Source organism: Oleiphilus sp. HI0043, from assembly GCF_001634935.1.
Genome location: NZ_LWEY01001311.1, coordinates 23,800 through 48,751 on the forward strand (window position 1 = coordinate 23,800; position 24,952 = coordinate 48,751).

The 24,952-nt window shown below is 45.4% G+C and carries 19 protein-coding genes; 8 read left to right on the plus strand and 11 right to left on the minus strand.

The features are described 5' to 3' along the window. Window positions 1–20 precede the first annotated feature (20 nt). Complete coding sequence (locus A3729_RS17285) at window positions 21–416, plus strand: RidA family protein (RefSeq protein ID WP_068508651.1); 396 nt, start codon at window positions 21–23, stop codon at window positions 414–416. On the opposite strand, the gene A3729_RS17290 is transcribed toward A3729_RS17285, so the two are convergent. Continuing rightward, window positions 413–1,291, minus strand: a complete 879-nt coding sequence (locus tag A3729_RS17290; protein WP_068508652.1) for an NAD(P)H-binding protein — start codon at window positions 1,289–1,291, stop codon at window positions 413–415. The genes A3729_RS17285 and A3729_RS17290 overlap by 4 nt on opposite strands. Before the next feature lie 110 nt (window positions 1,292–1,401). Between A3729_RS17290 and recG the strand changes: the two genes are divergently transcribed. From recG to A3729_RS17305, 3 genes are all read left to right on the plus strand, one after another. Then, the gene (gene recG / locus A3729_RS17295) at window positions 1,402–3,495 is read left to right on the plus strand and encodes an ATP-dependent DNA helicase RecG (protein ID WP_068508654.1); all 2,094 of its coding nucleotides are present in this window, start codon (window positions 1,402–1,404) and stop codon (window positions 3,493–3,495) included. An 80-nt stretch (window positions 3,496–3,575) separates the two neighbouring features. Beyond that, on the plus strand, window positions 3,576–4,991 hold the full coding sequence (locus A3729_RS17300) for an aminoacyl-tRNA deacylase and HDOD domain-containing protein (RefSeq protein WP_197475896.1): 1,416 nt from the start codon (window positions 3,576–3,578) through the stop codon (window positions 4,989–4,991). Window positions 4,992–5,120: 129 nt separating this feature from the next. Continuing rightward, on the plus strand, window positions 5,121–6,059 hold the full coding sequence (locus A3729_RS17305; protein WP_068508656.1) for a sel1 repeat family protein: 939 nt from the start codon (window positions 5,121–5,123) through the stop codon (window positions 6,057–6,059). 1 nt (window position 6,060) lies between these two features. Here the strand turns inward: A3729_RS17305 and A3729_RS17310 are convergent, their stop codons facing one another. Beyond that, window positions 6,061–7,557, minus strand: a complete 1,497-nt coding sequence (locus tag A3729_RS17310) for a DUF3336 domain-containing protein (protein WP_197470227.1) — start codon at window positions 7,555–7,557, stop codon at window positions 6,061–6,063. A 102-nt stretch (window positions 7,558–7,659) separates the two neighbouring features. On the opposite strand from A3729_RS17310, the gene A3729_RS17315 reads away from it, so the two are divergent. Beyond that, complete coding sequence (locus tag A3729_RS17315) at window positions 7,660–8,496, plus strand: ABC transporter permease (RefSeq protein WP_197470226.1); 837 nt, start codon at window positions 7,660–7,662, stop codon at window positions 8,494–8,496. Window positions 8,497–8,534: 38 nt separating this feature from the next. Here the strand turns inward: A3729_RS17315 and A3729_RS17320 are convergent, their stop codons facing one another. The 5 genes from A3729_RS17320 to A3729_RS17340 form a co-directional block, all read right to left on the minus strand. After that, window positions 8,535–9,311: a peptidylprolyl isomerase gene (locus A3729_RS17320; RefSeq protein ID WP_068508658.1), complete on the minus strand. Its 777-nt coding sequence runs from the start codon at window positions 9,309–9,311 to the stop codon at window positions 8,535–8,537. Between the two features lie 117 nt (window positions 9,312–9,428). Then, window positions 9,429–10,112 (minus strand): respiratory nitrate reductase subunit gamma, encoded by a 684-nt coding sequence (gene narI / locus A3729_RS17325; RefSeq protein ID WP_068508659.1) that lies wholly within the window; start codon window positions 10,110–10,112, stop codon window positions 9,429–9,431. Between the two features lie 4 nt (window positions 10,113–10,116). Then, the gene (narJ, locus tag A3729_RS17330) at window positions 10,117–10,881 is read right to left on the minus strand and encodes a nitrate reductase molybdenum cofactor assembly chaperone (protein ID WP_068508660.1); all 765 of its coding nucleotides are present in this window, start codon (window positions 10,879–10,881) and stop codon (window positions 10,117–10,119) included. A gap of 1 nt (window position 10,882) precedes the next feature. Next, window positions 10,883–12,421 carry a nitrate reductase subunit beta gene (gene narH, locus A3729_RS17335; RefSeq protein ID WP_068508661.1) on the minus strand — a complete coding sequence of 513 codons (1,539 nt, stop codon included), beginning with the start codon at window positions 12,419–12,421 and terminating at the stop codon, window positions 10,883–10,885. A 2-nt stretch (window positions 12,422–12,423) separates the two neighbouring features. Then, window positions 12,424–16,167, minus strand: a complete 3,744-nt coding sequence (locus A3729_RS17340; protein ID WP_068508662.1) for a nitrate reductase subunit alpha — start codon at window positions 16,165–16,167, stop codon at window positions 12,424–12,426. Between the two features lie 330 nt (window positions 16,168–16,497). On the opposite strand from A3729_RS17340, the gene A3729_RS17345 reads away from it, so the two are divergent. Together A3729_RS17345 and A3729_RS17350 are read left to right on the plus strand one after the other, a co-directional pair. Beyond that, window positions 16,498–18,342 (plus strand): histidine kinase, encoded by a 1,845-nt coding sequence (locus tag A3729_RS17345; protein ID WP_082865087.1) that lies wholly within the window; start codon window positions 16,498–16,500, stop codon window positions 18,340–18,342. Window positions 18,343–18,452: 110 nt separating this feature from the next. After that, window positions 18,453–20,243 (plus strand): hybrid sensor histidine kinase/response regulator, encoded by a 1,791-nt coding sequence (locus tag A3729_RS17350; protein ID WP_068508663.1) that lies wholly within the window; start codon window positions 18,453–18,455, stop codon window positions 20,241–20,243. A 50-nt stretch (window positions 20,244–20,293) separates the two neighbouring features. Here the strand turns inward: A3729_RS17350 and A3729_RS17355 are convergent, their stop codons facing one another. The 3 genes from A3729_RS17355 to A3729_RS17365 form a co-directional block, all read right to left on the minus strand. Further along, window positions 20,294–20,935: a response regulator transcription factor gene (locus tag A3729_RS17355; protein ID WP_068508664.1), complete on the minus strand. Its 642-nt coding sequence runs from the start codon at window positions 20,933–20,935 to the stop codon at window positions 20,294–20,296. Window positions 20,936–21,111: 176 nt separating this feature from the next. Beyond that, entirely contained in the window at window positions 21,112–22,725 is a 1,614-nt protein-coding gene (locus tag A3729_RS17360; protein WP_068508666.1) for an MFS transporter, read from the minus strand. A 102-nt stretch (window positions 22,726–22,827) separates the two neighbouring features. Then, complete coding sequence (locus A3729_RS17365; protein WP_068634121.1) at window positions 22,828–23,121, minus strand: hypothetical protein; 294 nt, start codon at window positions 23,119–23,121, stop codon at window positions 22,828–22,830. A 102-nt stretch (window positions 23,122–23,223) separates the two neighbouring features. On the opposite strand from A3729_RS17365, the gene A3729_RS17370 reads away from it, so the two are divergent. Then, the gene (locus A3729_RS17370; RefSeq protein WP_068507588.1) at window positions 23,224–23,805 is read left to right on the plus strand and encodes a DNA-3-methyladenine glycosylase I; all 582 of its coding nucleotides are present in this window, start codon (window positions 23,224–23,226) and stop codon (window positions 23,803–23,805) included. Window positions 23,806–23,819: 14 nt separating this feature from the next. Here A3729_RS17370 and narL read toward each other — a convergent pair whose 3' ends face one another. Beyond that, window positions 23,820–24,464: a two-component system response regulator NarL gene (narL, locus tag A3729_RS17375; protein ID WP_068507590.1), complete on the minus strand. Its 645-nt coding sequence runs from the start codon at window positions 24,462–24,464 to the stop codon at window positions 23,820–23,822. Between the last annotated feature and the right edge of the window lie 488 nt (window positions 24,465–24,952).

Here is a 24,952-nt window from a genome sequence, read left to right on the forward strand (position 1 = left end):
ATTAGCTTCCAGGAGGAAATATGAGTAACAAGTCCATTATTCAAACAGCAGATGCACCGGAAGCAATCGGAACCTATTCCCAGGCAGTAAAAGTCGGCGAGACCGTTTTTTTATCTGGCCAGATCCCGCTGGACCCAAGTACGATGAGCCTGGTAGAAGGCGATATCAGCACGCAAATCACGCGAGTATTTGATAACCTTACCGCTGTATGCAATGCCGCAGGCGGTACACTTCAAGACATAGTTAAACTCAATATTTTCCTGACAGACCTAGGACACTTCGCCACCGTGAATGAAATCATGGCCAAGTATTTTGAAGCGCCTTATCCCGCAAGAGCCGCCATTGGCGTCGCATCACTACCTAAAGATGCTCAGGTTGAAATGGATGGCATAATGGTGATGAATTCATCTATTTAGGTTTGTCTTAACATCGCCTGATAACCTTCTCGGAAAGTCGGATAGTGAAGTTGATAAGCACTATCCAACATTCGCCTATTGGAACACTGCTTATTTCCGCTTCGCCGTTTTGCCTGCTCGGAAGGTTGGGTATTGATGGTCAGCCCCAAGTGCTCTGCTAGCCAGATAATCACTTCATTAAGATCTACTGGTTCACTATCACTAGCAAGATATAGCGGCTCCAACGCTGAGCCTTGAGCATTCAAGCGAATTAAGTGCTCAATAAAACCCACGCAATCATCTTCATGAATACGGTTACTTCGACGTAAGGCTTTACTTAAAATAGCCGCGCCACTTTCCGCAGACTGCTTTACCTGATTAATTAACTGGCGACGAGAACCACCATAGATCCCGCTAAAACGAATAATCGTGCTGGGTATGCCGCTGTGTCGAAGTAGACCTTCCGCTTCAAAGATAAGCTTTCCTGAAAACTGTTTTGGTTCACAAGGGCTTTGCTCATCTATCCAACTATCATCATTCTGGTGATAGACACTGCTACTGGAAACAAAGATCAATCGCTTTAAGCGCTTCGGATTAGGAAGCATCGTAAGCGTGTTTTCTAAACCCGTGACATAGGTATCACGATAAGCCTGTTCGGTGCGCTGGGAAGGCGTCAGGCAATAAATCAGGTAATCAACACCATCAGTCAGGACTTGTGAAAACACCTCTTCTAAACTCGATGCCTCTCGAACATCTGCAGCAAGATAATGAATGTCATCCTGAGACATTTGAGGTCTTCGGCGTAAACCAAAAACTTGAAAGTCACTTGAAAGCCTCTTCGCTACGCGCCCACCGATTTTACCGCAACCGACTATCAAAACCTTCTTACCTTGCATAGCGCCAAGCCTTTTCTATATGATTTGTCGCTAGTATAAAACGAAGTACTCTAAAAGACATTCGTAGATGCATGGAAGTACCTGCACTCACACAAAAGGGTTAAATCGGCATGGCAGCGCTGGAGGAAATAGAGCTTACGCAGTTAAAAGGTGTGGGCGCCAAACTGGCTGAAACACTTTCCAAGCTCGATATTCACAACATGCAGGACCTACTCTTCCACCTGCCTTTTCGTTACGAAGACCGAACTCGTATTCACTCTGCAGCCTCGCTTCGCCCCGGCATGCAAGGCTTGTTTGAAGTGGAAGTGCTCGGTAGTAGAGTCGTTCATGGAAGAAGGCGTAGTCTAGAAGTCAAAGTAAAAGACGCCAGCGGCACCGTTACACTGCGTTTTTATCACTTCAGCGCAGCTCAAGCCCGGCAACTTCAAAAAGGTACCTACCTGCGTTGCTATGGTGAGGCCAGGCTTGGAAAGCTGGGAATAGAATTCTATCACCCTGAGTACAATATCATCACAGGGGACGAGAAGAATACCGCACCCGAAACTTTAACTCCGGTTTATCCCTTAACCGAAGGAATTCAACAAGCAAGACTCCGTGCAATCTGTCGTCAAGCGCTTGGCTGGCTGGATCGCTGCGATGTCCGCGATCTACTGCCGCCTAGCATTCGAAAAGCCTACCAGCTACCGGAACTTAAACATGCACTAAGTTACTTACATGCTCCACCAACCGAAGCCGACCAACTCGCTTTGCTAGAAGGGCGGCATTTATGTCAGCAACGCCTTATTGTTGAAGAATTACTCGGGCATCACTTAAGTCTGTTAAAACTCCGCAAAGGCGTACAAAGTCACCAAGCCTTGCCTTGCCAGAATAATAGCCAGCTAGGCACTCAACTGCTTGAGCAGCTCCCCTTTGAACTAACCGGTGCACAAAAAAAAGTGTGCAGCGACGTCGACCATGACCTAGGCCAAGCCTTCCCCATGCTACGATTGGTACAAGGCGATGTCGGCTCAGGTAAGACCATCGTTGCGGCCTTGGCAGCCTTAAAGGTTGTAGAGTCGGGTGCTCAAGTCGCTTTAATGGCTCCCACTGAAATTCTTGCCGAGCAACATCTATTGAACTTCAGTCAGTGGTTTGCCGAGCTTAAGCTTCCTGATGGCAACTCGATAGAAATCGCATGGCTAAGTGGTAAGTCAAAGGGCAAGACCCGAGCAGCCGCCTTGGGAAAAATCGCATCGGGTAATGCTCAAGTCGTCATCGGCACACATGCTTTGTTTCAAGATGAAGTGAAGTTTTCACGCTTGGCCCTGGCGATTATCGACGAGCAACACCGCTTTGGTGTTCACCAGCGTTTATCCTTAAAAAACAAAGGGCAAGACTCCGGTTTGGTGCCACATCAGCTCATTATGACCGCCACGCCCATACCCCGGACATTGGCAATGAGCGCCTACGCCGACCTCGACACCTCGGTAATCGATGAACTCCCCCCAGGCAGACAAAAAATAGAAACCTTTGCCATTCCAGATAGTCGACGCTCCGAAATGGTTGAACGGGTTAGAAAATCTTGTGAAGCCGGCTGTCAGGCCTATTGGGTTTGCACTCTTATAGAAGAATCTGAAGCCCTGCAGTGTCAGGCTGCAGAGGAAAGCCTGGCCTGGTTACAAGCTCAGCTAGGAGGTTTGGTTGTCGCCTTGGTTCATGGGCGAATGAAGGCTCAGGATAAAAGCCTAATCATGGATCAGTTCAAAGAAGGGCGTATTGATGTATTGGTTGCTACGACTGTTATTGAAGTCGGTGTGGACGTTCCCAATGCGAACCTTATCGTTATTGAAAACCCTGAGCGCTTAGGGCTCGCCCAGCTACATCAGTTGCGCGGCCGCGTAGGAAGGGGCGCTTTAAAAAGCTATTGTGCGCTAATGTACCACCCACCTCTATCCGCCAATGGCAAAGAGCGCTTAAGTGTAATGCGCGAAAGTAACGATGGCTTTGTCATTGCCGAGAAAGATCTGGAGTTAAGAGGCCCTGGTGAAGTTCTGGGTACCCGGCAAACCGGTATGGTCGAATTTCGGATTGCAGACCTTCAACGTGACCAAAATTGGCTTCCTGAAGTCAAAACCATGGCTGCACAAGTGTTTGAGGACTCCAAGCTCAGTGAACTATTGATTCGTCGATGGGTCGGCGCAAAGCGTGTTTATGGAGAAGTTTAGTATTTTTGTTACCTTCGACTAAATTGACGAACTGTTTTGCTGGATTGATCTACACTTAGCTTATTGATATGGAAACGCTTATGGATAACAAAGAGTTAAATGACATGATACCCGCGGTGGTGAATAAAGTTTTTGAACAATACCAGAATGATGCCGAAATTAATTTGACTGAAGCGGACCAGCCAGTGTTGGTTGACCGTGAAGGCATTCCCGATAGCCAGATTCTGAAAACCATCTTGATGGCAGACACACTAGGGCGTTCGCAGCTAATATTTTTAGCCGACAGTATGCTGGATGTCGACAGTTTGAACAGTAAGGTAGGGCGCTCATTCGAAGCGCTGCCACATGAGGATGTACACAGCCTAATCGCCGTGCATAGCATCAAAACGCTTCCGGCTATTCCGGATATCACCGGTTTACCGGCGATTGTCGATGCTCGTGTCATCGAACAGGATACCGTCTATATCGAAACCGATGAAGCAGATAAACTGATCAAGCTGAGTAAAGAGGCCTTTTCAGCCTCAACTAGAAAAGCTAAAGTCGAAAGCGTTGCAGTGCCTCTATCATCGATACCTTACAACATAAATCAACCAGGCAGTGACCTTGAGCAGATCAATCAAGCGATTGAGAAGTTTACCTCCTTACGTATTAAACAGCGCTTGGAAGACACTCTTGAGCTTCCACCTCTGCCTCAGAGTGCACAAGAAATTATTCGCCTTCGCTCCAACCCTGATGCAGGCGCTGATGAACTGGCAGATATCATCGAAAAAGATCCAAGCCTTGCTGCTCAGGTAGTTAGCTGGGCTTCCAGCTCATTTTACAATGCACCCGGAAAGATCAAGTCAGTTCACGACGCGATCATCAGGGTATTGGGCTTTGATATGGTGATGAACCTGGCAATGGGTTTAGCTCTGGGAAGAACACTAAAAGTTCCTAAGGATGAGCCAAAAGGTTATGCCCCCTATTGGCAGCAAGCCATGTGGCTAGCTCTAGGTACGACCTCAATTCTAAGCAAAATTGACCCGACTTATCGCCCCAGTTTCGGCTTGTCTTATCTTTCGGGCTTGCTGCATAACTTTGGTTATTTGGTGCTTGCACACGTCTTCCCGCCTCACTTCTCGTTGATGTGTCGCTATATTGAAGCAAACCCCCATTTAGACAGTGGCTATATTGAGCACTTCTTACTGGGCATTACTCGTGAACAAATTGGTAGCCAGCTGATGTCTGTCTGGAATATGCCAGAAGAAGTCATTATTGGCTTGAGACACCAAAAGAATCAGGCCTTCGAAGGTGTAAATGCTGAATACGCCGGTTTACTGCAGCTCACTCAAGATATGCTGGCTGACGCAGGCGTTGTTCCTAAACCAGCCGACAAACTTGATGAAAGTATTTATACCCGTCTGCACATCACACCAGAAAAAGCCGAGGAAGCTTTGGCACAATTACTGGAAAGCAAAGATGATGTTGCAGCCGTGGCGGGTCTCATGGGGCGTTAGTTTACTTTACTTGTTAGAGAAAGCCCGGACATCGTCTCGGCCTTTCTCTATTTATATTTCATTAAAGTGTACATACTCTAAACCAGTGGTAGAATAGCTGAAGGATTATTTAAATAAGGATAGCCGGTAGTGTTTAGTGGTAATTTGATCAGTCGTGCAATAAAACTCTCACTAGTGATAGCTCTAGTAATCCAACTCAGCGCCTGTGCAACGAACTTTAGACAAGCCTTACAAAATCTAGAAGCACACAACTATCCTGAAGCCCTTCATTATTTCGAGCAGGACGCAAAGCTCGGCTACCGAATTCCCGCATTGCATGCAGCGAACCTTTATATCCTCGACTATCAAGTCCCTAGAGATCTGGAAAAATCCCGTCTTTATCTCGATATCGCAGAAAAAGCAGATTATGGGCGCTATGACCAAGCTTATGACTATTACATACCCTTGATAAAAGCCTACCAAATTCTTGCTGACACTGAAGAGCCAGATAAGTCATTAGCTTTTAAAATCCTGAAAAGCGAAAAGTACCAGGAGTATTATTGGGCATTGGCAGTATTAGCGCATAGCAGCCTGGTTGGGCACGGGACTGAGCGTAATCTTGACAATGCACGCTACTATTTTGAGAAATCGATTGAAAACCAGGTTTTTGACAGCTCCAATGCTTTCTATGCTTGGTGGCTGGCAACATATCCCAATGATTCATTTAGAAACCCGCAACGTGCTTTAGAAATGATAGAGGATATCATCGATGATGAGGACCTTTCAGACCGCCCTCTTTTTCTAGACACTGCTGCTGCCGTTTATGCGGCTAATGGTTTATTCGAACGAGCAGTAATCACGCAAAGGGATGCTTTATCGAGTTTAAAATACTATAGCGCCAAGCACCACTATATGGAGCAGTACCAAGCACCTCTCAACGCCCGCTTGGAATTGTATGAATCTGGCAAACCCTGGATATTTTCGGATGAGGAGATCGCTTTGTGCGGCTACGACTCAAAGCGTTGTATGAAATCACTACTTTCAGTAACGCCTATTGATAAAATGTCCCTACAGCTGGACATGCACTAACTTAGGTTTTTTGAACCTGTTTCTTACGCCGCTTCATCTTCGCATGTAGCAGGTCATTTTCTCCATATTCTTCCAAAATTCGCTCCAGCGTTCGCTCTACTTTGCTGGTAATACGAATTCGCTCCATCTGTGACCAGGTTGCCAATTCCCCTTGTCGAACCAGCTCTAGTAACTCGGCTTCAGACAGCGGGCTAAGTATTTGCCGAAAATCGAATTTTCTAAAATCCGGGTAGACATTAATATTGGCGCTGTATTCCTGGTTTAGCACCGAGGCAACGGTATTCATCAAGACATTAAAACGCGTCCAGTTTGGAGTATATTTCTGACTCACGGCACAAGTTGCTTTGGCAAAACGGCTAGCACTCTTATGCGTTAGCCAGCGTACCCAACTTGGAATTCTCGTGTTATCCCAACCATCTTTAGTAAACAATACGATCGGATTAATCAAACTTCCGATATAGTGATTCACATCGTATAAACGAGCCAAACGCTTAGCCGGCAAGTCATCACTAAAAGAACCGTCTATCCAGCGTCGTGTGGGTAGATAGGCTTGACGCTCACCAAGCTCATTCTTCGCTTCCAACATGACAGAAGGGAAAATACCGGGCACTGCACACGAAGCAAGCACAGCAGTACGAATATAAACATTTGGTGAAGTAATCGCATTCAACAAACGAGAGGTCTGATGGAGTTCTGCAGGCGCTACGGAAATATTGATCCGACGGCCTGTGAGTTCATACGCTTCTTGGAAGGTCAGATCAGGTACCAAACGATTGAGCACATGCTCTTCAAAATCTTTGATATCAGCGCGCTTTCTCTTTCCATACAAGAGCTTTTTAAGCCAGCCTGCATTTTCTTTCGCCTCAGCTAACATTCTCACTGGCTGAATGAGTTCTTTTAGCTCCAAATCTGTATGCGTACCAAATATGGCTGTAATGACCGAGCCCGCACTAGCGCCTGATATAACACTTGGTAGAAGATTTTGCTGAAGCAAGGCTTTTACAACACCAATGTGGAAATGTCCAAGTGCACCGCCGCCACTGAGCATCAGCGCTGTTCGGCCGTAGCAAAGGCTGGCTCGATGAAAGAAGTCTAGGCGCTCTTCATAATCGATCTGCGAGGCATCTAATTCTGCGATATGCTCTATGGACTCAACTATCTCATCGACATACTCTTCGATAAGTTTCTTCGTACCATACTTGGCATGGTTATAGAGAACAGGCTTACCCATTCCCCCCATATTGCCATGTATACCTTCATTCAGAGCGAACAGTAAGCCATGATAATTGTTGTCTCGACGAAGCCTCTGAAGAGCTTCTAGACGATGACGAATCTGTTTGTAGTCATATTCGCTTGTATGCTCAAGCTCTTTCCATTCGCTGGCACCCGAAGCCAGGTCATGTTTTTCTGCCGCACTGCACCAAGCCTGATAGCTTTCTGCAGCGGCCATGTTGATTTCAAGCTTAGCTAGTTTCTTGGATGAGCTTTCAAAAAACACTCGTACTCTCCGAAGTAAAGTCATGATTGCTTTCAAGCTTAACAGGAGATACCACTTTTCGCCGTATTATTTACCATTTTATGAGTATTCTTCAGGTTTTGTATGACCCAGATCATTCTTGAAGTGCCATCGCTTTACTCTGCTCCATGTTATGATACGCGCCGTCCTTTCAATCACTTCGAGTTTCCGATGACTATTGAAATCATTCCCTTTGAACGCTTGCTCATCGCTTTTATCCCTACTTTCTTTGTGATTGCTCTAATGCGATATTGGGGGCTGGCATACGGAAAAGCCTGTTACTCAATCATCCGCATGCTACTCCAGCTGCTATTAATTGGCTACGCGCTGATCATGATCTTCGAATCAGAAAGCAGCTTGCTCACCTTGGCTGTTCTATCAGTGATGATGCTGGCATCGAGCTGGATATCTCTAAACACGCTGTCAGATAGCACTGGCAACAACGCACTATCAACAAAGGGACGCTTTCAGTTATTCAGTAAAGCGCTGATTGCGGTATTTATTGGTGGCGGTTTAATGCTTGCTCTGGTCACACAGCTAGTGTTACAGCTAGACCCTTGGTACTTGCCACGTTATATGATTCCACTAGCCGGGATGATTTTTGCAACCTCAATGACCAGCATTAGTTTGGCTGGCGAACGTTTACAGGCTGAACTTCGTAGTGGCCATGTTTACGAAACTGCACGGAATACGGCTTTCAACACGGCAATGATTCCAAATATCAATGCAATGTTCGCCGTCGGTCTGGTCTCGCTACCTGGAATGATGACGGGGCAAATACTCTCTGGCGTATCGCCTTTTATTGCCGCTCGCTATCAGATAATGGTGATGTGTATGCTATTTGCCGCTGCAGGGATCTCTTCAGTCATTTTTATGACCTTGAGCCGATCATTATTAGATAAGAAATTGGAGTCAGAGTAAAAACAGCCATTTTTACTCTGACCCCAAATATGGGGAGCTTACTGCATTAAAGGGGAGTCGGACACACTAAAGTCGAAACCTTCAATGTCGGCATCCATAATTAATGAATGAATATACTGGGCAATCGCTTTACGTCTAACCTTTTCATTCAGGTAATCAGAAATTCGTTCTTTAACCATCTCATAAGGTAAAGCTTTACCTTCTTCTTTGTGGTTAATGAAAACAACATGCACACCATAACGGCTTTCGATTGGCGCACTGGCTAAACCTTCAGGACAATTGAATAACTGACGTTCGAATTCTGGCACAGTTTGGCCTTTACCAAGCTGCCCAAGGTGACCACCCGTCTCTTTTGAAGGGCATTTGGAATGCATCTTGGCCAGCTCTTCAAACTGCCCAATATTTTCTTGTAAGCGTTTAATCAGTTGCTCTGCCAGTTCCGTTGCTTCGGAACGAGCATTGGCATCATCGGGTGATGCATCAAGCAAGATATGACGCGCCTCGACCAAGGGGCTGGTCATGAATTTTTTAGGATTTGCTTCAAAATACTGACGGCAATCATCTTCACTGGCCGAAGGTACTTCGACTTCGGTATCTAACAAAGCTTCAAGAAACGCATCTTCAGTACTCTGGGCTTCTTGGCTCTTTGCACCACCTGCTAGATTTAAAGCTTCAGCACGCTGCTTAAGAAGCTCACTGATAATCAGAGACTCACAAGCCTTATTTTTCGATTCCGTGTGCGTTTGGGCCACGTGGTACTGCATTTCTTTGACGATGGCTGTTTCATCAAATTCTGTTTGATTCACTCGGATCATATCTAACTCCAACTTAGTCTATATTTTCAAAGGGGTCAGACTCGATTGAAACTAAGGTTTCAATCGAGTCTGACCCCTTTGAAAATATCCCCGCGCTTTGCGGGGATAAGATGGCTATTAAGCCTTACTACGTACAACCTGATAGTTACGAGAGAAGTACTTAACTGGCACACTCCAAACATGAACTAAACGGCTGAATGGGAAGACCAAGAACAAAGTCATACCCAAGGCTACGTGTAGCTTAAAGATTGGGTGAACATCAGCAATCGCTGCTGAAGCTTCAACGCCGTTAAACAAGACCATATTTTGCGCCCAGCTCATTAGCTTAACCATTTCAACACCATCCAGGTGACCCATCGATACGAAGATCGAGATCAAGCCTAGTAGTAGCTGAACCAACAACAAGAGTAGGATAAGGATATCCATTCTTGAGCTAGTCGCTCGCACTCGCTCATTACCTAAACGACGCTTAACAAGAATCACCAAGCCATATAAGCACACCAGGCCAAAGAAGCCACCCATGCCCATTGCGACCATTTGCTTGAAACTATCGCTTACGCCAAGTGTTTCCCATACCACATGTGGCGTTAATAGGCCCACAAAGTGCCCCATCAAAACCATAATGATACCCACGTGGAAAGGGCGGCTGCCTTTTCGTAATTGAGCACTTTCTAACATCTGGCTTGAACCAGTTTTCCAGGTATATTGATCGCGGTCGTAACGCACAATCGAACCTAAAACGAACACTGCCAAAGCAATGTAGGGGTAAATTCCAAAGAATAAATGATTTAAGTAATCCATTTTCTTATCCTCTCTTATCGGAGATAGAAGATTGTGACGAGGACGGCGTGGCATCAAAACCTACCCAGTTAACCGGGATATCTTGGTCACGACGCTGAGCTTCGCTGGGTCGACGCGTTGAAGACTCGCAGCTTTTATCTAGTGACTCAGCACCAAACTTCACTTCTTCCTCTTCCCATTCTTTGTCGATTGCTTTTTTCGTGTCATCTCGCTTCTCATCAGCGATTTGCTCACGAATTTCGTCCAATTCGATCTTACTGTCAGCAAAGTCCAGAAGCGCCTCAAACAAAACCGAGTAATCACTTTTACGTTTTTCCAAGCGACACTGGATCAAGCCTAAAATATGCTCCATTTCCTGCAACCAATTCTGGGCGTTCTCTTTACCTTGGGTTGAGAGAAACTCCAGGAACAAGGGGATGTAGTCAGGCAACTCGTGCTTGTCCAGCTCTAAACCTGCTTCGCGGTACATATCGACCAGATCTACCATTGCCTGGCCACGATCACGGGATTCGCCGTGTACGTGCTCAAACAACCATAGCGCGACCGAACGTCCACGATCGAATAGACCACCGTATTCACTCTGCCAGTCCATTAGATCCATCGCTGCCCGGTTTTCAATAAACGCCAGCAACTTGGTTTCGATGGCTGGCGCTAGGCCAGCCTCCGCTACCACTTGATCCAATTCACCTTTGTAAAGAAGGATGTCTTCCCGTGGGTAATCCATCAAACAAGATACAACAGCTAGCACCTTCGCATTTGAAGTATCCATCTTAGTCACCTCCTGAAACCGCGATGATATTCGCTCGGTTACTTGGTTTGTTACCACCAAACATGTTGACTTCGTTGTTACCATCGCTACAGCCATTGCCGAAGCTGAAACCACATGAACTCTTCATGTCGTAAGCATCTTCTGCGTAAGCTTTATGGCTTGATGGCACGACGAAACGGTCTTCGTAGTTAGCAATCGCCATGTAACGATACATTTCTTCAACCTGTAAGGCTGTTAAACCCGTCTTCTTCAAAACTTCCAGATCTTCTTTGCCTTCTACTTGCTGTGAACGCTTGAATGAACGCATTGCCAGCATTCTTTCTAGTGCATTCACAACTGGCGCTTCTTCACCGGCCGTTAGCAAATTAGCCAAGTACCGTACCGGAATACGCAGTGACTTAATGTCTGGAATCACACCGTCCATACCAATACGACCCTGCTCAGCAGCATTCTGGATTGGGGATAGTGGTGGGATGTACCAAACCATTGGCAGCGTACGGTACTCTGGGTGTAACGGTAGCGCTACTTTCCAGTCCATTGCCATCTTATAAACAGGTGATGCTTGAGCCGACTCAATCCAGCTATCAGGAATGCCTTCAGCGCGTGCCGCATCTTGCACTTTAGGATCATTTGGATCTAGGAAGATATCCAACTGTGCCTGGTACAAATCTTTCTCTAGCGGCGTTGCTGCTGCTTCTTCGATACGGTCTGCATCATAAAGAAGTACACCCAAGTAACGGATACGACCTACACAAGTCTCAGAACAAACTGTTGGCTGGCCCGCTTCGATACGTGGGTAACAGAAAATACACTTCTCTGACTTACCAGACTTCCAGTTGTAGTAGATCTTCTTGTATGGGCAACCCGATACACACATTCTCCAACCACGACACTTGTCTTGGTCGATCAATACGATACCGTCTTCTTCACGCTTGTAGATCGCACCTGAAGGACAACTTGCAACACAAGCCGGATTCAAACAGTGCTCACATAAGCGTGGCAAGTACATCATAAAGGTCTTTTCGAACTGACCGTAGATGTCTTTCTGCGCTACTTCATTGAAGTTTGAATCAACTTTACGTTTAGCGAACTCCGTACCTAGAATCTCTTCCCAGTTTGGGCCCCAGTTGATCTTCTCCATGATTTTGCCAGTGATCAGCGACTTCGGACGAGCCGTTGGCTGATGCTTGCTTTCTGGCGCAGTATGCAGATGCTCGTAGTCGTAATCGAATGGCTCATAGTAGTCATCGATTTCGGGTAGGTCAGGGTTACCGAAGATATTCGCCAACACACGCATCTTGTTACCTTGACGCGGTGTCAACTTACCATCGTTACCACGGACCCAACCGCCGTTCCATTTTTCCTGGTTTTCCCACTCTTTAGGGAAACCCACGCCTGGCTTAGATTCAACATTGTTAAACCAAGCGTATTCAACACCGTCACGGCTCGTCCATACGTTCTTACAAGTGATAGAACAAGTGTGACAGCCGATACATTTGTCCAGGTTCAGGACCATGCCTATTTGTGCACGTACTTTCATCGCTATGCTCCTCGCTCTTCAGACGACTCGTCCAACCAGTCAACTTTGTCCATCTTACGGACGATTACAAATTCATCTCGGTTACAGCCAACGGTACCGTAGTAGTTAAATCCGTATGCTTGCTGTGCGTAACCACCGATCATGTGAGTAGGCTTCATAACCGCTCTTGTAACAGAGTTATGCATACCACCACGTGTCTTGGTTGTTTCAGCCCCCGGCATATTTATTTGTCGTTCCTGTGCGTGATACATCAAGCTCATACCTTCGTTTACACGCTGGGAAACGACCGCACGACATGCAATGGCACCGTTAACATTGAACACTTCGATCCAATCGTTATCTTCGATGCCTGCTTTTGCTGCATCAACTTCCGAGATCCAAACAATCGGACCACCACGTGAAAGGGTCAACATCAACAAGTTATCAGAGTAGGTTGAGTGGATACCCCATTTCTGGTGAGGTGTAATCCAGTTCAATACGATCTCTTTGTTGCCGTTTGGTTTCTTGTCTAACAAAGGCTTAACTGTCTTCATGTTAACTGGTGGCTTATACAAGCACTGGGTTTCACCGAAGTCACGCATCCACTCATGATCCTGATAGAACTGCTGACGACCTGTCACTGTTCTCCATGGAATCAACTCGTGTACGTTGGTATAACCTGCGTTATAAGATACGTGCTCATCTTCCAGACCTGACCAGGTAGGAGAAGAGATGATCTTACGAGGCTGCGCCTGAATGTCGCGGAAGCGGATTTTTTCCTCTTCTTTCGGCTTAGCCAAGTGTGTGTGATCTTTACCGGTAAACTCTGACAGTGCAGCCCATGCTTTAACCGCTACCTGACCATTAGTTTCTGGTGCCAGGCTCAAGATCACTTCAGAGGCATCAATTGCCGACTCAATCTTCGGACGACCCTGATGCGCGCCTTCTTCAGTGTGCTTATAGTTAAGCTCACCCAAGAACTTCACTTCATCTTCAGTGTTCCAAGTAATACCCTTACCACCATTACCTAGTTTCTCTAGCAATGGGCCAAGCGAAGTAAAGCGCTTATAGGTATTCGGGTAATCACGTTCAACAACGGCTAGGTTTGGTGCCGTCTTACCTGGAATCAGGTCACACTCACCTTTCCACCATGCTTTCACACCCTCTGGCTGAGCAAGCTCTCCTGGTGTGTCGTGCTGAAGCGGTACCGTGACCAAATCTTTCTCAACACCCAAGTGGCCTTCACAAAGTTCAGAGAACTTCTTGGCAATACCTTTGAAGATATCCCAGTCAGATCTCGATTCCCAAACCGGGTCAATCGCTTTAGAAAGAGGGTGAATAAACGGATGCATATCCGACGTATTCATATCGTCTTTTTCGTACCAAGTTGCTGTAGGTAATACAACATCTGAATACAAGCAGGTAGTCGACATACGGAAGTCTAGCGTCACTAGCAAGTCGACCTTACCCTCGACTGGCGTATCGTGCCACTTAACATCTTCTGGCTTCTTGGCGCCACGTTCATCAAGGTCTTTACCTTGAAGACCGTTCTTAGTACCTAGAAGGTGACGAAGCATGTATTCATGACCCTTACCTGACGAACCTAATAGGTTTGAACGCCAGATAAACATATTATGAGGATGGTTTTGAACATCATCCGGATCTTCACAAGCAAACTTCAAAGAACCGTTCTTCAATTGATCAACCGTGTATTCTTGAGGAGTTTTACCTGCCTTCTCAGCATCTTTAGTCAACTGCAATGGGTTAATTGCTAATTGAGGTGCTGATGGCAACCAACCCATACGCTCTGCACGCGTATTGTAGTCAATGATAGAAGCTTGCCACTTAGACTTATCAGCCAAAGGTGACACAACCTCTTCCATTTCCAATTTCTCATAACGCCATTGGTTTGCGTGATTGTAGAAGAAAGAGGTACCGTTCATTTGACGTGGTGGACGCTGCCAATCCAAACCAAATGCTAGCGGTAGCCAACCACACTGAGGACGCAACTTCTCTTGTCCAACATAGTGAGCCCAACCGCCACCAGATTGACCGATACAACCACACATCATCAACATGTTGATAACGCCACGGTAGTTCATGTCCATGTTGTACCAGTGGTTCATCGCCGCACCGATAATGATCATGCTGCGACCAGTCGTCTTGTTTGCATTGTCTGCAAACTCTCGTGCGATCTTGATGATCTGCTCACGCGGCGTACCGGTGATTTTTTCTTGCCATGCTGGCGTGTATGGCTTGTCTTCGTCAAAACTTGATGCTGAATTTGCACAGTTTAAACCGTGCTCAACACCGTAGTTTGCAAGAGTCAGGTCAAATACAGTTGCAACCAACTTCTCACTACCATCTGCTAACTTAATTTTCTTAGCAGGTACTTTACGTAGTTGATTCGCATCGTGATCAGTATGATCAAAATAACCGTATTCGTGCTCTTGTCCACCGAAGTAAGGGAAGGAAACTTCAACCACTTCGTCTGCACTATCTTTTAGTGATAAGCCTAATTTGATCTCTTCGCCGGTATTACCGTCTAGCTGATCAATATTCCACTTACCTTTTTCACCCCAGCGATAACCTATTGAACCGGTAGGTGAAACCAACTCATTGCTCGCATCGTTAACTGCAATCGTCTTCCACTCAGGGTTGTTTTCTTGACCCAAGTTACCATCGAGATCAGAGGCTCTTAGGAAGCGACCTTGCTGTAAGCCTTGATCAGACTCTTCTAACATAACCAAGTAAGGGAAATCAGTCTTGGTACGCACGTATTCAGTGAAGTAAGCACTTGGCTTATCTACGTGAAACTCTTTCAGAATAACGTGGCCCATTGCCATCGCTACTGCTGAGTCAGTACCTTGCTTCGCGTGAATCCACTCATCGGTCAACTTCGCAACTTCTGAGTAGTCAGGTGTAACGGATACAGTCTTAGTACCCTTATAGCGAACTTCAGTGAAGAAGTGAGCATCAGGTGTACGCGTTTGTGGAACGTTAGAACCCCAAGCAATGATGTAGCCAGAGTTATACCAGTCTGCAGATTCTGGTACGTCAGTCTGCTCACCCCAAATCTGAGGAGATGCTGGTGGCAAATCACAGTACCAGTCATAGAAGCTTAGGCAGTTACCACCGATCAAGGATAAGTAACGAGCACCTGCCGCATAAGAAACCATCGACATCGCAGGAATTGGCGAGAAGCCGGTAATACGGTCAGGACCATATTTCTTAGCAGTGTAAACGTTAGAAGCAGCAATCAGCTCATTAACTTCTTTCCAGTCAGAACGAACCAAGCCGCCCATACCACGTTTTTCTTTGTAGGATTTAGCTTTTGCCGGATCGTTAACAATCGATTCCCAAGCTTTAACCGGGTCACTATGCTGGGCTTTAGCTTCGCGCCATAGCTTCAATAGAGCTTTACGTACCTTTGGGTACTTCAAGCGGTTTGCACTATAGATGTACCAGGAATAACTCGCACCACGAGGACAGCCGCGTGGCTCGTGGTTAGGAAGGTCAGGGCGCGTACGAGGATAATCAGTTTGCTGGGTTTCCCAGGTTACCAGGCCATCCTTAACATAAATCTTCCAACTACATGAGCCAGTACAGTTGACCCCATGTGTTGATCGTACAATTTTATCGTGCTGCCAACGACGGCGATAGCCATCCTCCCAGCCACGATCCTCGTTGGTTGTTACGCCATGCCCTGAGGCAAAGTCCTGCTTTTTCGTTTTGAAAAAACGTAACCTGTCTAAAAACTGACTCATTTGTGGTTCCTCACCCTTGTTTGTTTATTCCCATCACTTAACTTCTGTCATGGCCAAACAAACGATTATTTTTGAACAATTGATATTCAAAGCACATTGGCAGTATTGTGTACATAACACGACTCCATTAGTGCGATTGCTCTCAGTATATGGAGGGGCAAGAATATTGAAATTGATTTGCATCAATTTACACCAGGCGGCTCTGGTCATAAAACAGCCAAACTACCCACTTAGGGTTATCGTGAATTATTTTTAAGATATTGATATATAATAGATTTTTATTTTATCGGCCTTACTACATCAGGCTATGGCTTTTTAGGGGTATTACCCGTGTTACAACGCAATCAGCAGTTCATTCACTCAGTGATGAGTTACATAAACTTGTCACTGTTTACCATCATAGGTATCACCTTATTATCGATATTCTTTTCTTTTTGGGTGACAGAGCAAGCCGATTCCGATGCTCATGCGATTAACCTCTCAGGTTCAATGCGCATGCAGACCTATCATATAGGCTTAACCGCTACTCACTCCCCAAATGACATCGGGCCGCTAATAGAAAAACTAGACCAAACCTGGAATAACACCCTTTTTACTAACCTTCACTCATCCCTTTCAAACCCTGACTTGGAACAAGCTTTTACAAACGGCTACCAGCATTGGTTTGAGATCGTCAAACCACGTTTGAAGAACGGTGAAAAACCAATCCCCGAAACACTTACCTTGCTCAACAAACAAGTTGATCTAACCGATATTCTGGTATCTGAGCTTCAGCTAGAAGCTGAGTCAAAAATTCGCACACTTCGAACCTTCCAATTATTTGCCATGCTGTTTACCACCTTGGTTGGTAGCCTGATTTTTTATCTGCTTAAAAACCGTGTAGAAAGCCCCCTGGGCCGCCTGACAGAAGCTGCAAAAATGATTCGTGATGGCTACATCCAGCAGCACATCGACATTCCTGGTAAAGATGAGCTGGCTTTACTAGCACAAACCTTTAACCAGATGAGCCAATCAATCGCTGAAACTTATCAACAGCTAGAAAGCCGGGTTGAAGAACGAACCAAAGAACTAAAACGAAGTAATACCGTCCTAGAATATTCCTTCGGCGTTGCCAGGAAAGTACTGGAAGATCAAGACAAGAGCCTGGATTACCAAGAAATTATCAATGATCTAGGCATGATACTAATGGTTAAAGATATTGAGCTCTGCCTATTTACGACACAAGGCGAACGCCCTTATTTGCAGATTGACATGCATGATGATGATGAACAGCTTTGCAATCGCTTTACCTGTGAAGGCTGCCGCGGTGACGGACCTTTCAATCAATTAGCTGAGGATGCTTTGATATATCGATACCCAGTCATTCATCAAGCAAAACAGTATGGTGTGATCAAATTACCTCAATCGAAAGACAAACCCCTTCTCTTATGGCAACAAAAATTGGTCCAATCTAGCGCTGACCAACTAGCCATCGCTTTATCTTTACAGGAGACCAAAGAGCAAGAACACCGCTTGGCGATGCTTAGTGAGCGTACAGTAATGGCCCGAGAGCTTCACGACTCTCTAGCTCAATCGCTCTCTTACCTGAAGATTCAAGTAACACGCTTACAAAAGTCACACGATAAGAAAAAGTATGAGATGCAACAGCCAATTATTGATGAGCTGAGTGAGGGCCTTTCATCAGCTTACCGTCACTTACGTGAACTACTCACCACCTTCCGCTTAAAAATCGATGATAAAGGTTTACATGGCGCAATTGAGCAAACCATTAAGCAATTGAGAGCGCGAACCGAGATGCACATTAACCTGAAGAATTCACTGAAGAATATTCCTTTGAGTCCTTCTGAGGAAATTCACGTGCTACAAATTCTTCGTGAGGCCAGCCAGAATGCTGTCAACCACTCCAAGGGTACACGCCTGGATATTAGCTTACTTCAGCAAACTGACAAAACCATCCAACTGGAAATTAAAGACGATGGAGTAGGGCTGTCCAGCAACCCAGAAAAGTTAAATCATTATGGCCTGGCCATCATTCAAGAACGCAGTCGGCACTTGAACGGTGAGCTAGTTGTTAAGAGCTCTCAAGAGGGTATCCAAGGTACTCAAATCCAGCTTCGTTTCTCACCCAGTTACCTCAGAGAAAGTGATGAAAGTAAAGTTATCATACGCTCGTAACACGCAAATCACATTTCTCCCATTTGAGCGGTGACCTTACTTGGCATCGTTCTGCACACCAACTAACATAGAACGCTTCACTCTAATCGCTTAAAAGACCAATAATAACGATGACAAGCCATTACGAAAAAAGCGTTGAAGAGCTTCAGCTCGAATATGCAAACAAGCGTCGCTTCCCCTTCATAAAGTTTTCTCAGTCACTTGAAAGTGAGTTCAGGGAATATCGACACCAACGCTTACTAGAACGAATTCCTGCAATTGGAGTTGCCGCATTATTCATTTTTTTCTTATTTGCTTTACTAGATATCTACACGCTCCCCGAGTCTGTCTACGTCGTCACAACCTGTATTCGTCTGTTTATAGTTTGCCCTCTCATCGCTATAACAATGATCGCCGCCCGAATGAATTGGTCGATACGCGCGTATTCAAGTCTGTATATGAGTGCCTACATAGTCTCTGGCTTAAGTATCGTTGCTATTATGTACACTACACGAATTAATGATGCGCAAATGCCTTACGACGGTGTGTTGCTGCTCTTGGTTTTTGGCTATTTCCTAATGGGCTCGCCGTATACTTTGGCCACATTAGGTGGAGTGATCGTATCGCTGGGCTATTTTACCCTTGAGCTCAATCTGAACTCTCCCAGCCATATTATCAGCTCAAATGCTGCGTTTATTATTACACTCAATTTTATGGGGGCGATTGGCAGCTACATGCAAGAACGATCACGGCGTAGCCTCTTTCTCAATAAGAAGCTGGTTGAACTTGCAAAGTCTAGAGACCAGCAAGAAATATCCTCACGTACGAGGCTGTTAGCCACCGCCAGTCATGACTTGAGACAGCCTCTACACGCTATGAACTTACTTATTGAGACCTTAGAAAACCAGCTTCCCAAGGGAGATTCTTTAGCCTTAACACAAAAACTTAAGCTCGCCATTAATCAACTAAGCCAGTTACTTAGCTCTTTACTCAATATCTCAAGGTTAAATGCCGGCATTGTTGAAGCAAAGAATACAAACTTTGATCTTTCAAGTTTGATCGGCTCACTAATTCCCGAGCAAAACATTCGTGCGGAAGAGCTTGGTATGACGATTCGCACCGAAGGCCCCTCACCTTGTATTGTAAAAAGTGACCCAATCTTAGTCGAGAGAATATTTCGAAACCTTTGCGAAAATGCATTTAAGCATGCCGATGCAACCGGAGTAAAAGTCAATTGGTACAAAGAAGGCAAAACTATCTTCTTGGAAGTGGAAGACAATGGCAAAGGAATTCCTGAAGAAGAAATGGAAAGTATCTTCGACGAGTTTCATCAAACGGATCAATCTGACAAGCAAGGTATGGGCTTAGGGCTTGCGATTGTCAAACAGCTAAGTGAGCTATTAGAAGTCAAATACGGCGTCAGAGCAGGAAAACATAAGGGCGCATGCTTTTGGCTAGAGCTGGCGCAAGCCTATTCTCTCGAGAAACCGATTAACAATGCACCAGCACAAGTGCCACGCCCCAGCCCTGATAAGCGCATTCTCCTAATCGATGACGACCAAAGTGTCCTGGATTCATGCCAAATACTGTTAGCCAATTGGGGCTACTCCGTCGCCGCAGTTAAGAACCCTTACGATGCGTTAAGCTGCAGCGAGTCAGAAATTTTCGACCTTATTATCTGCGACTATCGCTTTCCTGCTTATCCACAAAATGGCATTGAACTGATACTAGAGATGAGAAAAAGAGCAGCGACCGCCACGCCCGCAATTTTAATCACAGCCGACACTCAGCAAGAAGTCAGCGAAGAAGTCAGTCAGAGTTTTGTTGAACAGGATCTAAATATTACCGGAATCGCCTTTAAACCATTAGCTCCCGCCAAATTAAAGCTAATGATTCAGCACTACTTACAGGCAAAGAATTAGCCTATTTGAGGCTAATTTTTAAGCCGCTACAATGAATGGCCGCTAAGCAATTATTCTAACAAGCCCAAATCAACTGCTACCCGAGCACATTCAGTGCGGTTATGTACGTTTAGCTCGCTAAATAAGGTCTTCATATGGCTCTTGATCGTATGCTCGGTCAAATGCAGGCGCTGGCAGATTTTCTTGTTTGGTAAGCCTTCACACACTAACTGTAAAACTTCCTTTTGCCGAGGTGTTAACTCTGGTAATTCAGCAACTTGTTGTGACTGATAAAAGTCTGGCAGGCAATTCTCGCCTTCCATGACTTTTTTTATCTGATTAAGGATCACTTCACTGCTGCTGGCTTTACTAATAAAACCACTAGCCCCAGCCTTAAGGGCTCGCTGAACATCCCTGAGTTCCTCGGAAGCTGACAAAATAATTGCCGGGATGAATATTTTCTGCTCAGACAGGTATCGAAGAATAGACAGCCCCCCCTCATCAGGTAAGCATAAGTCGAGCAATATCAGGTCATAACCCTGATTTTGTCCAAGGTGATTTTGAGCCTCTATCACGCCATGAGCACATTCGATCACAACCTCTTCGCTCAAACGCTTAAGCACAAATGAAAGCCCTTCCAGGTAGACTGGATGGTCCTCTATCACTAATAATTTCAGTTCACCACTCATCGGCGAAAAGCAAGAAGCTTGCATAACAGTATGATTACCAGGCTGATGTTATATTTGTTTTTTAGCATGCATATTATGCTGATATTAACACCTGCTTAGCAAGCCAATTATTGGCCATTTATTAACCAGTAAACATAAAAAACCGCGCTAGTTGCGCGGTTTTTTATTTTAAGCCATAACTTACAACTTATGGATTGTCGTTATGGATTATAGTGCTCGCAGCTCTTACGTAGGTAGAACCACCAGTTAAGAACGATACATACGGCGTAGAACGTTGCGAAGCCATATAGCGCGTACTCAGGAGTCGTCGCCTTGATTTGCTCACCCAATACTTTAGGCATAATGAATGCACCGTATGCTGCCACCGCTGCAGTCCAACCCAATACCGGACCTGCTTGCTCTTTATTGAATACCTGAGAGATGGTACGGAAAGTAGAACCGTTACCAATACCTGTTGCAGCAAACAAGACTAAGAACAATACAAAGAATGGTACGAAGAATTCTTCAGGTGTTGCTGACTGGTAAGCGGCTTTCATGAAGTAAGCCACACCAATTGCACATGCCACCATAATTACCGCACAAATCTGAGTAACTAAAGCACCACCTACTTTATCAGAGATCCAACCACCAACTGGGCGAATCAAAGCACCGATGAAAGGCCCCATCCAGGCGTACATTAAAGCACTTGGCCCATTAGGGTTAGCCGTGTTGTGTGTCATCACACCATCAACCATCACGTGCTGGAAACCAAATACAACTTTAATCGTTAGCGGGAAAGATGCTGCAAAACCAATGAATGAACCAAAAGTCATTGTATAAATAACTGTCATTGCCCAAGTATGCTTGTTATCAAAGATTTTGTACTGACGCGTTAAGCTCTCACCGATCTGACCTGGAATCGCTTTCAAAGCAAATACTGTCGCTGCGATAACAATAGGTAATACGATCCACTTACTTACACCAAAACCTGAACCACCCACTTTCTCAGGAAGCATCAACCATAGGCCGAAGATTGCACAAGCAAAGCCAACCAGCAACATCATTGAAATTAAGCCGAAAGAACCAACAGGGCCAGGAATACTTGGCGAAATGTGGTCTTCACGCAAGTTATTCATACCGAACCAGCCAGCAAGTGCGAGAGGAATCAGGAAGAGCAACCACACGAAGCCTGCATTTTGAATCCATGCTTCAGTACCTGCAGGAATCTTACCGATCAAGGTACCTGAAGTATTAACTAGCGTCATTGACTCGCCGCCTAGTGCGCCGAACATGCCAACAGTCATCGCCAATGGAACCAGAATCTGCATCGTAGTAACACCAAAGTTACCCAGACCCGCATTCAAACCTAGCGCCAAGCCCTGCTGCTTCTTAGGAAAGAAGAAACTGATGTTTGACATTGAAGATGAGAAGTTACCACCACCAAAGCCAGATAGAAGCGCTAGTGCCTGGAAAACCCAGAAAGGTGTTTCAGGGTTAGACAGCGCGATACCTGTACCGGCTGCAGGTAGCATGAGTAATGCTGTGGTAAAGAAGATTGTATTTCGGCCACCCGCCAAACGGATAAAGAAGGTGCTGGGTATTCGTAGCGTTGCACCCGTCAAACCGGCAATCGCCATTAAAGTAAATAGTTGTGATTTTTCATAGGGGAAGCCCAAGTTCAACATTTGAACCGTGATGATGCCCCAATACAACCAAACCGCGAAGCCGCAAAGCAAACTCGGGATAGAAATCCACAAATTTCGGTTGGCTATTTTCTTACCGGTGGATTCCCAGAACTGCTCGTCCTCCGGATCCCATTTTTGAATATCCGACATAGAATTTCTCCCAATGTTATAAATAATGCTAAGTCACGTTCATCATGCGCAAGCCTATAAACAAGAACAATCGACTCAAGGGAGTAGGCATTTCTTCACCCTTTACTTACCCCCCAATGAACCGAGGGCGCTAAAGTTGACGTAGAATCGATCAAAGCTGACGCTATCTTGCTGGAACTCATCCTTAGCTTGGAAACCGTGAACGGCTAGAGATAGTGCGTAAGGGTTGAAAACAACTGATTCGATTTGCGTATCCCAGGCTGCAATATCCTTAAGGGAGTTGATGGCCTGCTGCTTAACAATATAAGGTACAGCAAACCAGCCGAATACACTGTAGATTAAAAAGAAAAGAATGAGCCAGAACTTCTTGGATTTGAAATTAAGGATGGTCGACACAGTGTAACCCTCTAGAGTGGCTATTTTAGAACAGAACCTTGAACCGCGAAGCTGACATTATAAAACGAGCTGAGCAATAAAGAACTAAAAAGGAACTAAAAAATGACCGAAAACTGCTCACAAGAGAAACGTTGCCCCTGGTGCGGTAATGACCCTTTATATCAGCAATATCATGATGAAATTTGGGGTAAGCCAAGGTGGGGTAGCCAGGATCTATTTGCCAAACTTTGCCTTGATGGCCAACAAGCGGGTTTGAGCTGGATTACGATTTTACGAAAAGAAAAAAGCTATTACGAAGCATATGATAATTTCGATCCTAAGCGTATTGCAGAATATGACCAGACGAAGATAGATGAATTACTGCTTAATTCAGGTGTGATTCGAAATAAGCTTAAGGTGAACTCTATTATTAAAAATGCACGCGAATTTCTCGAGATTGAAAAGAATGAGGGTGACTTTTCAAAGTACCTTTGGTCATTTGTTGGCGCTAAGCCGATAGTTAACAGCTGGCGGACGATGGCAGATGTACCGGCTGTAACGCCAGAGTCCGAAGCAATGTCGAAAGATTTGAAAAAGCGCGGCTTTACCTTTGTCGGTCCGACTATTTGCTATGCCTTTATGCAGGCTGTGGGGATGGTTAATGACCACCTGGTGACATGCCCAGAGTGGTCAAAAGTGAGCTAAAAGCTGAGTGAAGTTTAGCCCTTCTGATTCACCATCCATACTGCGGCTTCAACTCGAGAATTCAAACCTAGTTTTTTCAGGACATGTTTGACGTGAACCTTCACGGTTCCGTCAGAGATATCGAGTTCACGGGCAATAAGCTTGTTGCTCATACCTTTGGCTATGAGTTTCAGGATCTCGTGTTCCCGGCTGGTTAGTTTGGCTAATAAGTTCGATTTCTTATCGTTGCCGCCTCGTATTGCTCCGGCCAGAACATGTGTTAGCTTCTCACTGATCACCATTTTACCAAGCGCGGCTTCTTTTAGCTTTTCCAGTATTTGCTCAGGGTCCATATCTTTAAGCAGGTAGCCGTCGGCACCATAAGTAATAGCGCAAACAACGTCTTCATCACTATCGCTTACGGTTAGCATGATGATACGGGAGGTGATCTCGGCATTTCGCATGGCTCTAAGTGTTTCCAAACCATCCATACCTTGCATATTCAGATCTAACACGATTAGGTCGGGCTCGTGCTCTTTAGCAAGCTCTAGGGCGCTATGCCCATCACTTGCTTCACCAATGACTTCTAGCTCATCTTCGAATTCAATCAGCTGGGTTAGTCCTTTTCTTAATAAAGGGTGGTCATCAACTAATAATATGGTGGCGGGGATCTGGCTCATGAGTGCTTCAACCTTTATGCGGCGCTTAGTTTCTGGTTTAAGAATCTTATCTAGTCGCAACTCTGTCTTAGAACGCGCCATTTGGCAAGAACCCTGGTTCTCAAAATTGACGTGAATCATGTTCGACAGGCTTTACTCGTGGAGGCTTAGAGAGAGTAGGCACCGAAATGTACCTACTTCTGGTCGCATGTGTTGTACCCCTTGTTTTACGCAGCGTAGCGACAATGCAGGTGCTGGCAAGGGTACTACCCAGTAGTAGGTATTGGGGGGTAAGTAAAGGGTGAAGAAATGCCTACTCCCTTGAGTCGATTGTTCTTGTTTATAGGCTTGCGCATGATGAACGTGACTTAGCATTATTTATAACATTGGGAGAAATTCTATGTCGGATATTCAAAAATGGGATCCGGAGGACGAGCAGTTCTGGGAATCCACCGGTAAGAAAATAGCCAACCGAAATTTGTGGATTTCTATCCCGAGTTTGCTTTGCG

Excerpts from the sequence above, each read along its gene's own strand:
- A3729_RS17285 (WP_068508651.1), top strand. The coding sequence starts at position 21 with ATGAGTAACAAGTCCATTATTCAAACAGCAGATGCACCGGAAGCAATC.
- A3729_RS17290 (WP_068508652.1), bottom strand. The coding sequence starts at position 1,291 with ATGCAAGGTAAGAAGGTTTTGATAGTCGGTTGCGGTAAAATCGGTGGG.
- recG (WP_068508654.1), top strand. The coding sequence starts at position 1,402 with ATGGCAGCGCTGGAGGAAATAGAGCTTACGCAGTTAAAAGGTGTGGGC.
- A3729_RS17300 (WP_197475896.1), top strand. The coding sequence starts at position 3,576 with ATGGATAACAAAGAGTTAAATGACATGATACCCGCGGTGGTGAATAAA.
- A3729_RS17315 (WP_197470226.1), top strand. The coding sequence starts at position 7,660 with ATGACCCAGATCATTCTTGAAGTGCCATCGCTTTACTCTGCTCCATGT.
- A3729_RS17320 (WP_068508658.1), bottom strand. The coding sequence starts at position 9,311 with ATGATCCGAGTGAATCAAACAGAATTTGATGAAACAGCCATCGTCAAA.
- narI (WP_068508659.1), bottom strand. The coding sequence starts at position 10,112 with ATGGATTACTTAAATCATTTATTCTTTGGAATTTACCCCTACATTGCT.
- narJ (WP_068508660.1), bottom strand. The coding sequence starts at position 10,881 with ATGGATACTTCAAATGCGAAGGTGCTAGCTGTTGTATCTTGTTTGATG.
- narH (WP_068508661.1), bottom strand. The coding sequence starts at position 12,421 with ATGAAAGTACGTGCACAAATAGGCATGGTCCTGAACCTGGACAAATGT.
- A3729_RS17340 (WP_068508662.1), bottom strand. The coding sequence starts at position 16,167 with ATGAGTCAGTTTTTAGACAGGTTACGTTTTTTCAAAACGAAAAAGCAG.
- A3729_RS17350 (WP_068508663.1), top strand. The coding sequence starts at position 18,453 with ATGACAAGCCATTACGAAAAAAGCGTTGAAGAGCTTCAGCTCGAATAT.
- A3729_RS17355 (WP_068508664.1), bottom strand. The coding sequence starts at position 20,935 with ATGCAAGCTTCTTGCTTTTCGCCGATGAGTGGTGAACTGAAATTATTA.
- A3729_RS17360 (WP_068508666.1), bottom strand. The coding sequence starts at position 22,725 with ATGTCGGATATTCAAAAATGGGATCCGGAGGACGAGCAGTTCTGGGAA.
- A3729_RS17370 (WP_068507588.1), top strand. The coding sequence starts at position 23,224 with ATGACCGAAAACTGCTCACAAGAGAAACGTTGCCCCTGGTGCGGTAAT.
- narL (WP_068507590.1), bottom strand. The coding sequence starts at position 24,464 with ATGAGCCAGATCCCCGCCACCATATTATTAGTTGATGACCACCCTTTA.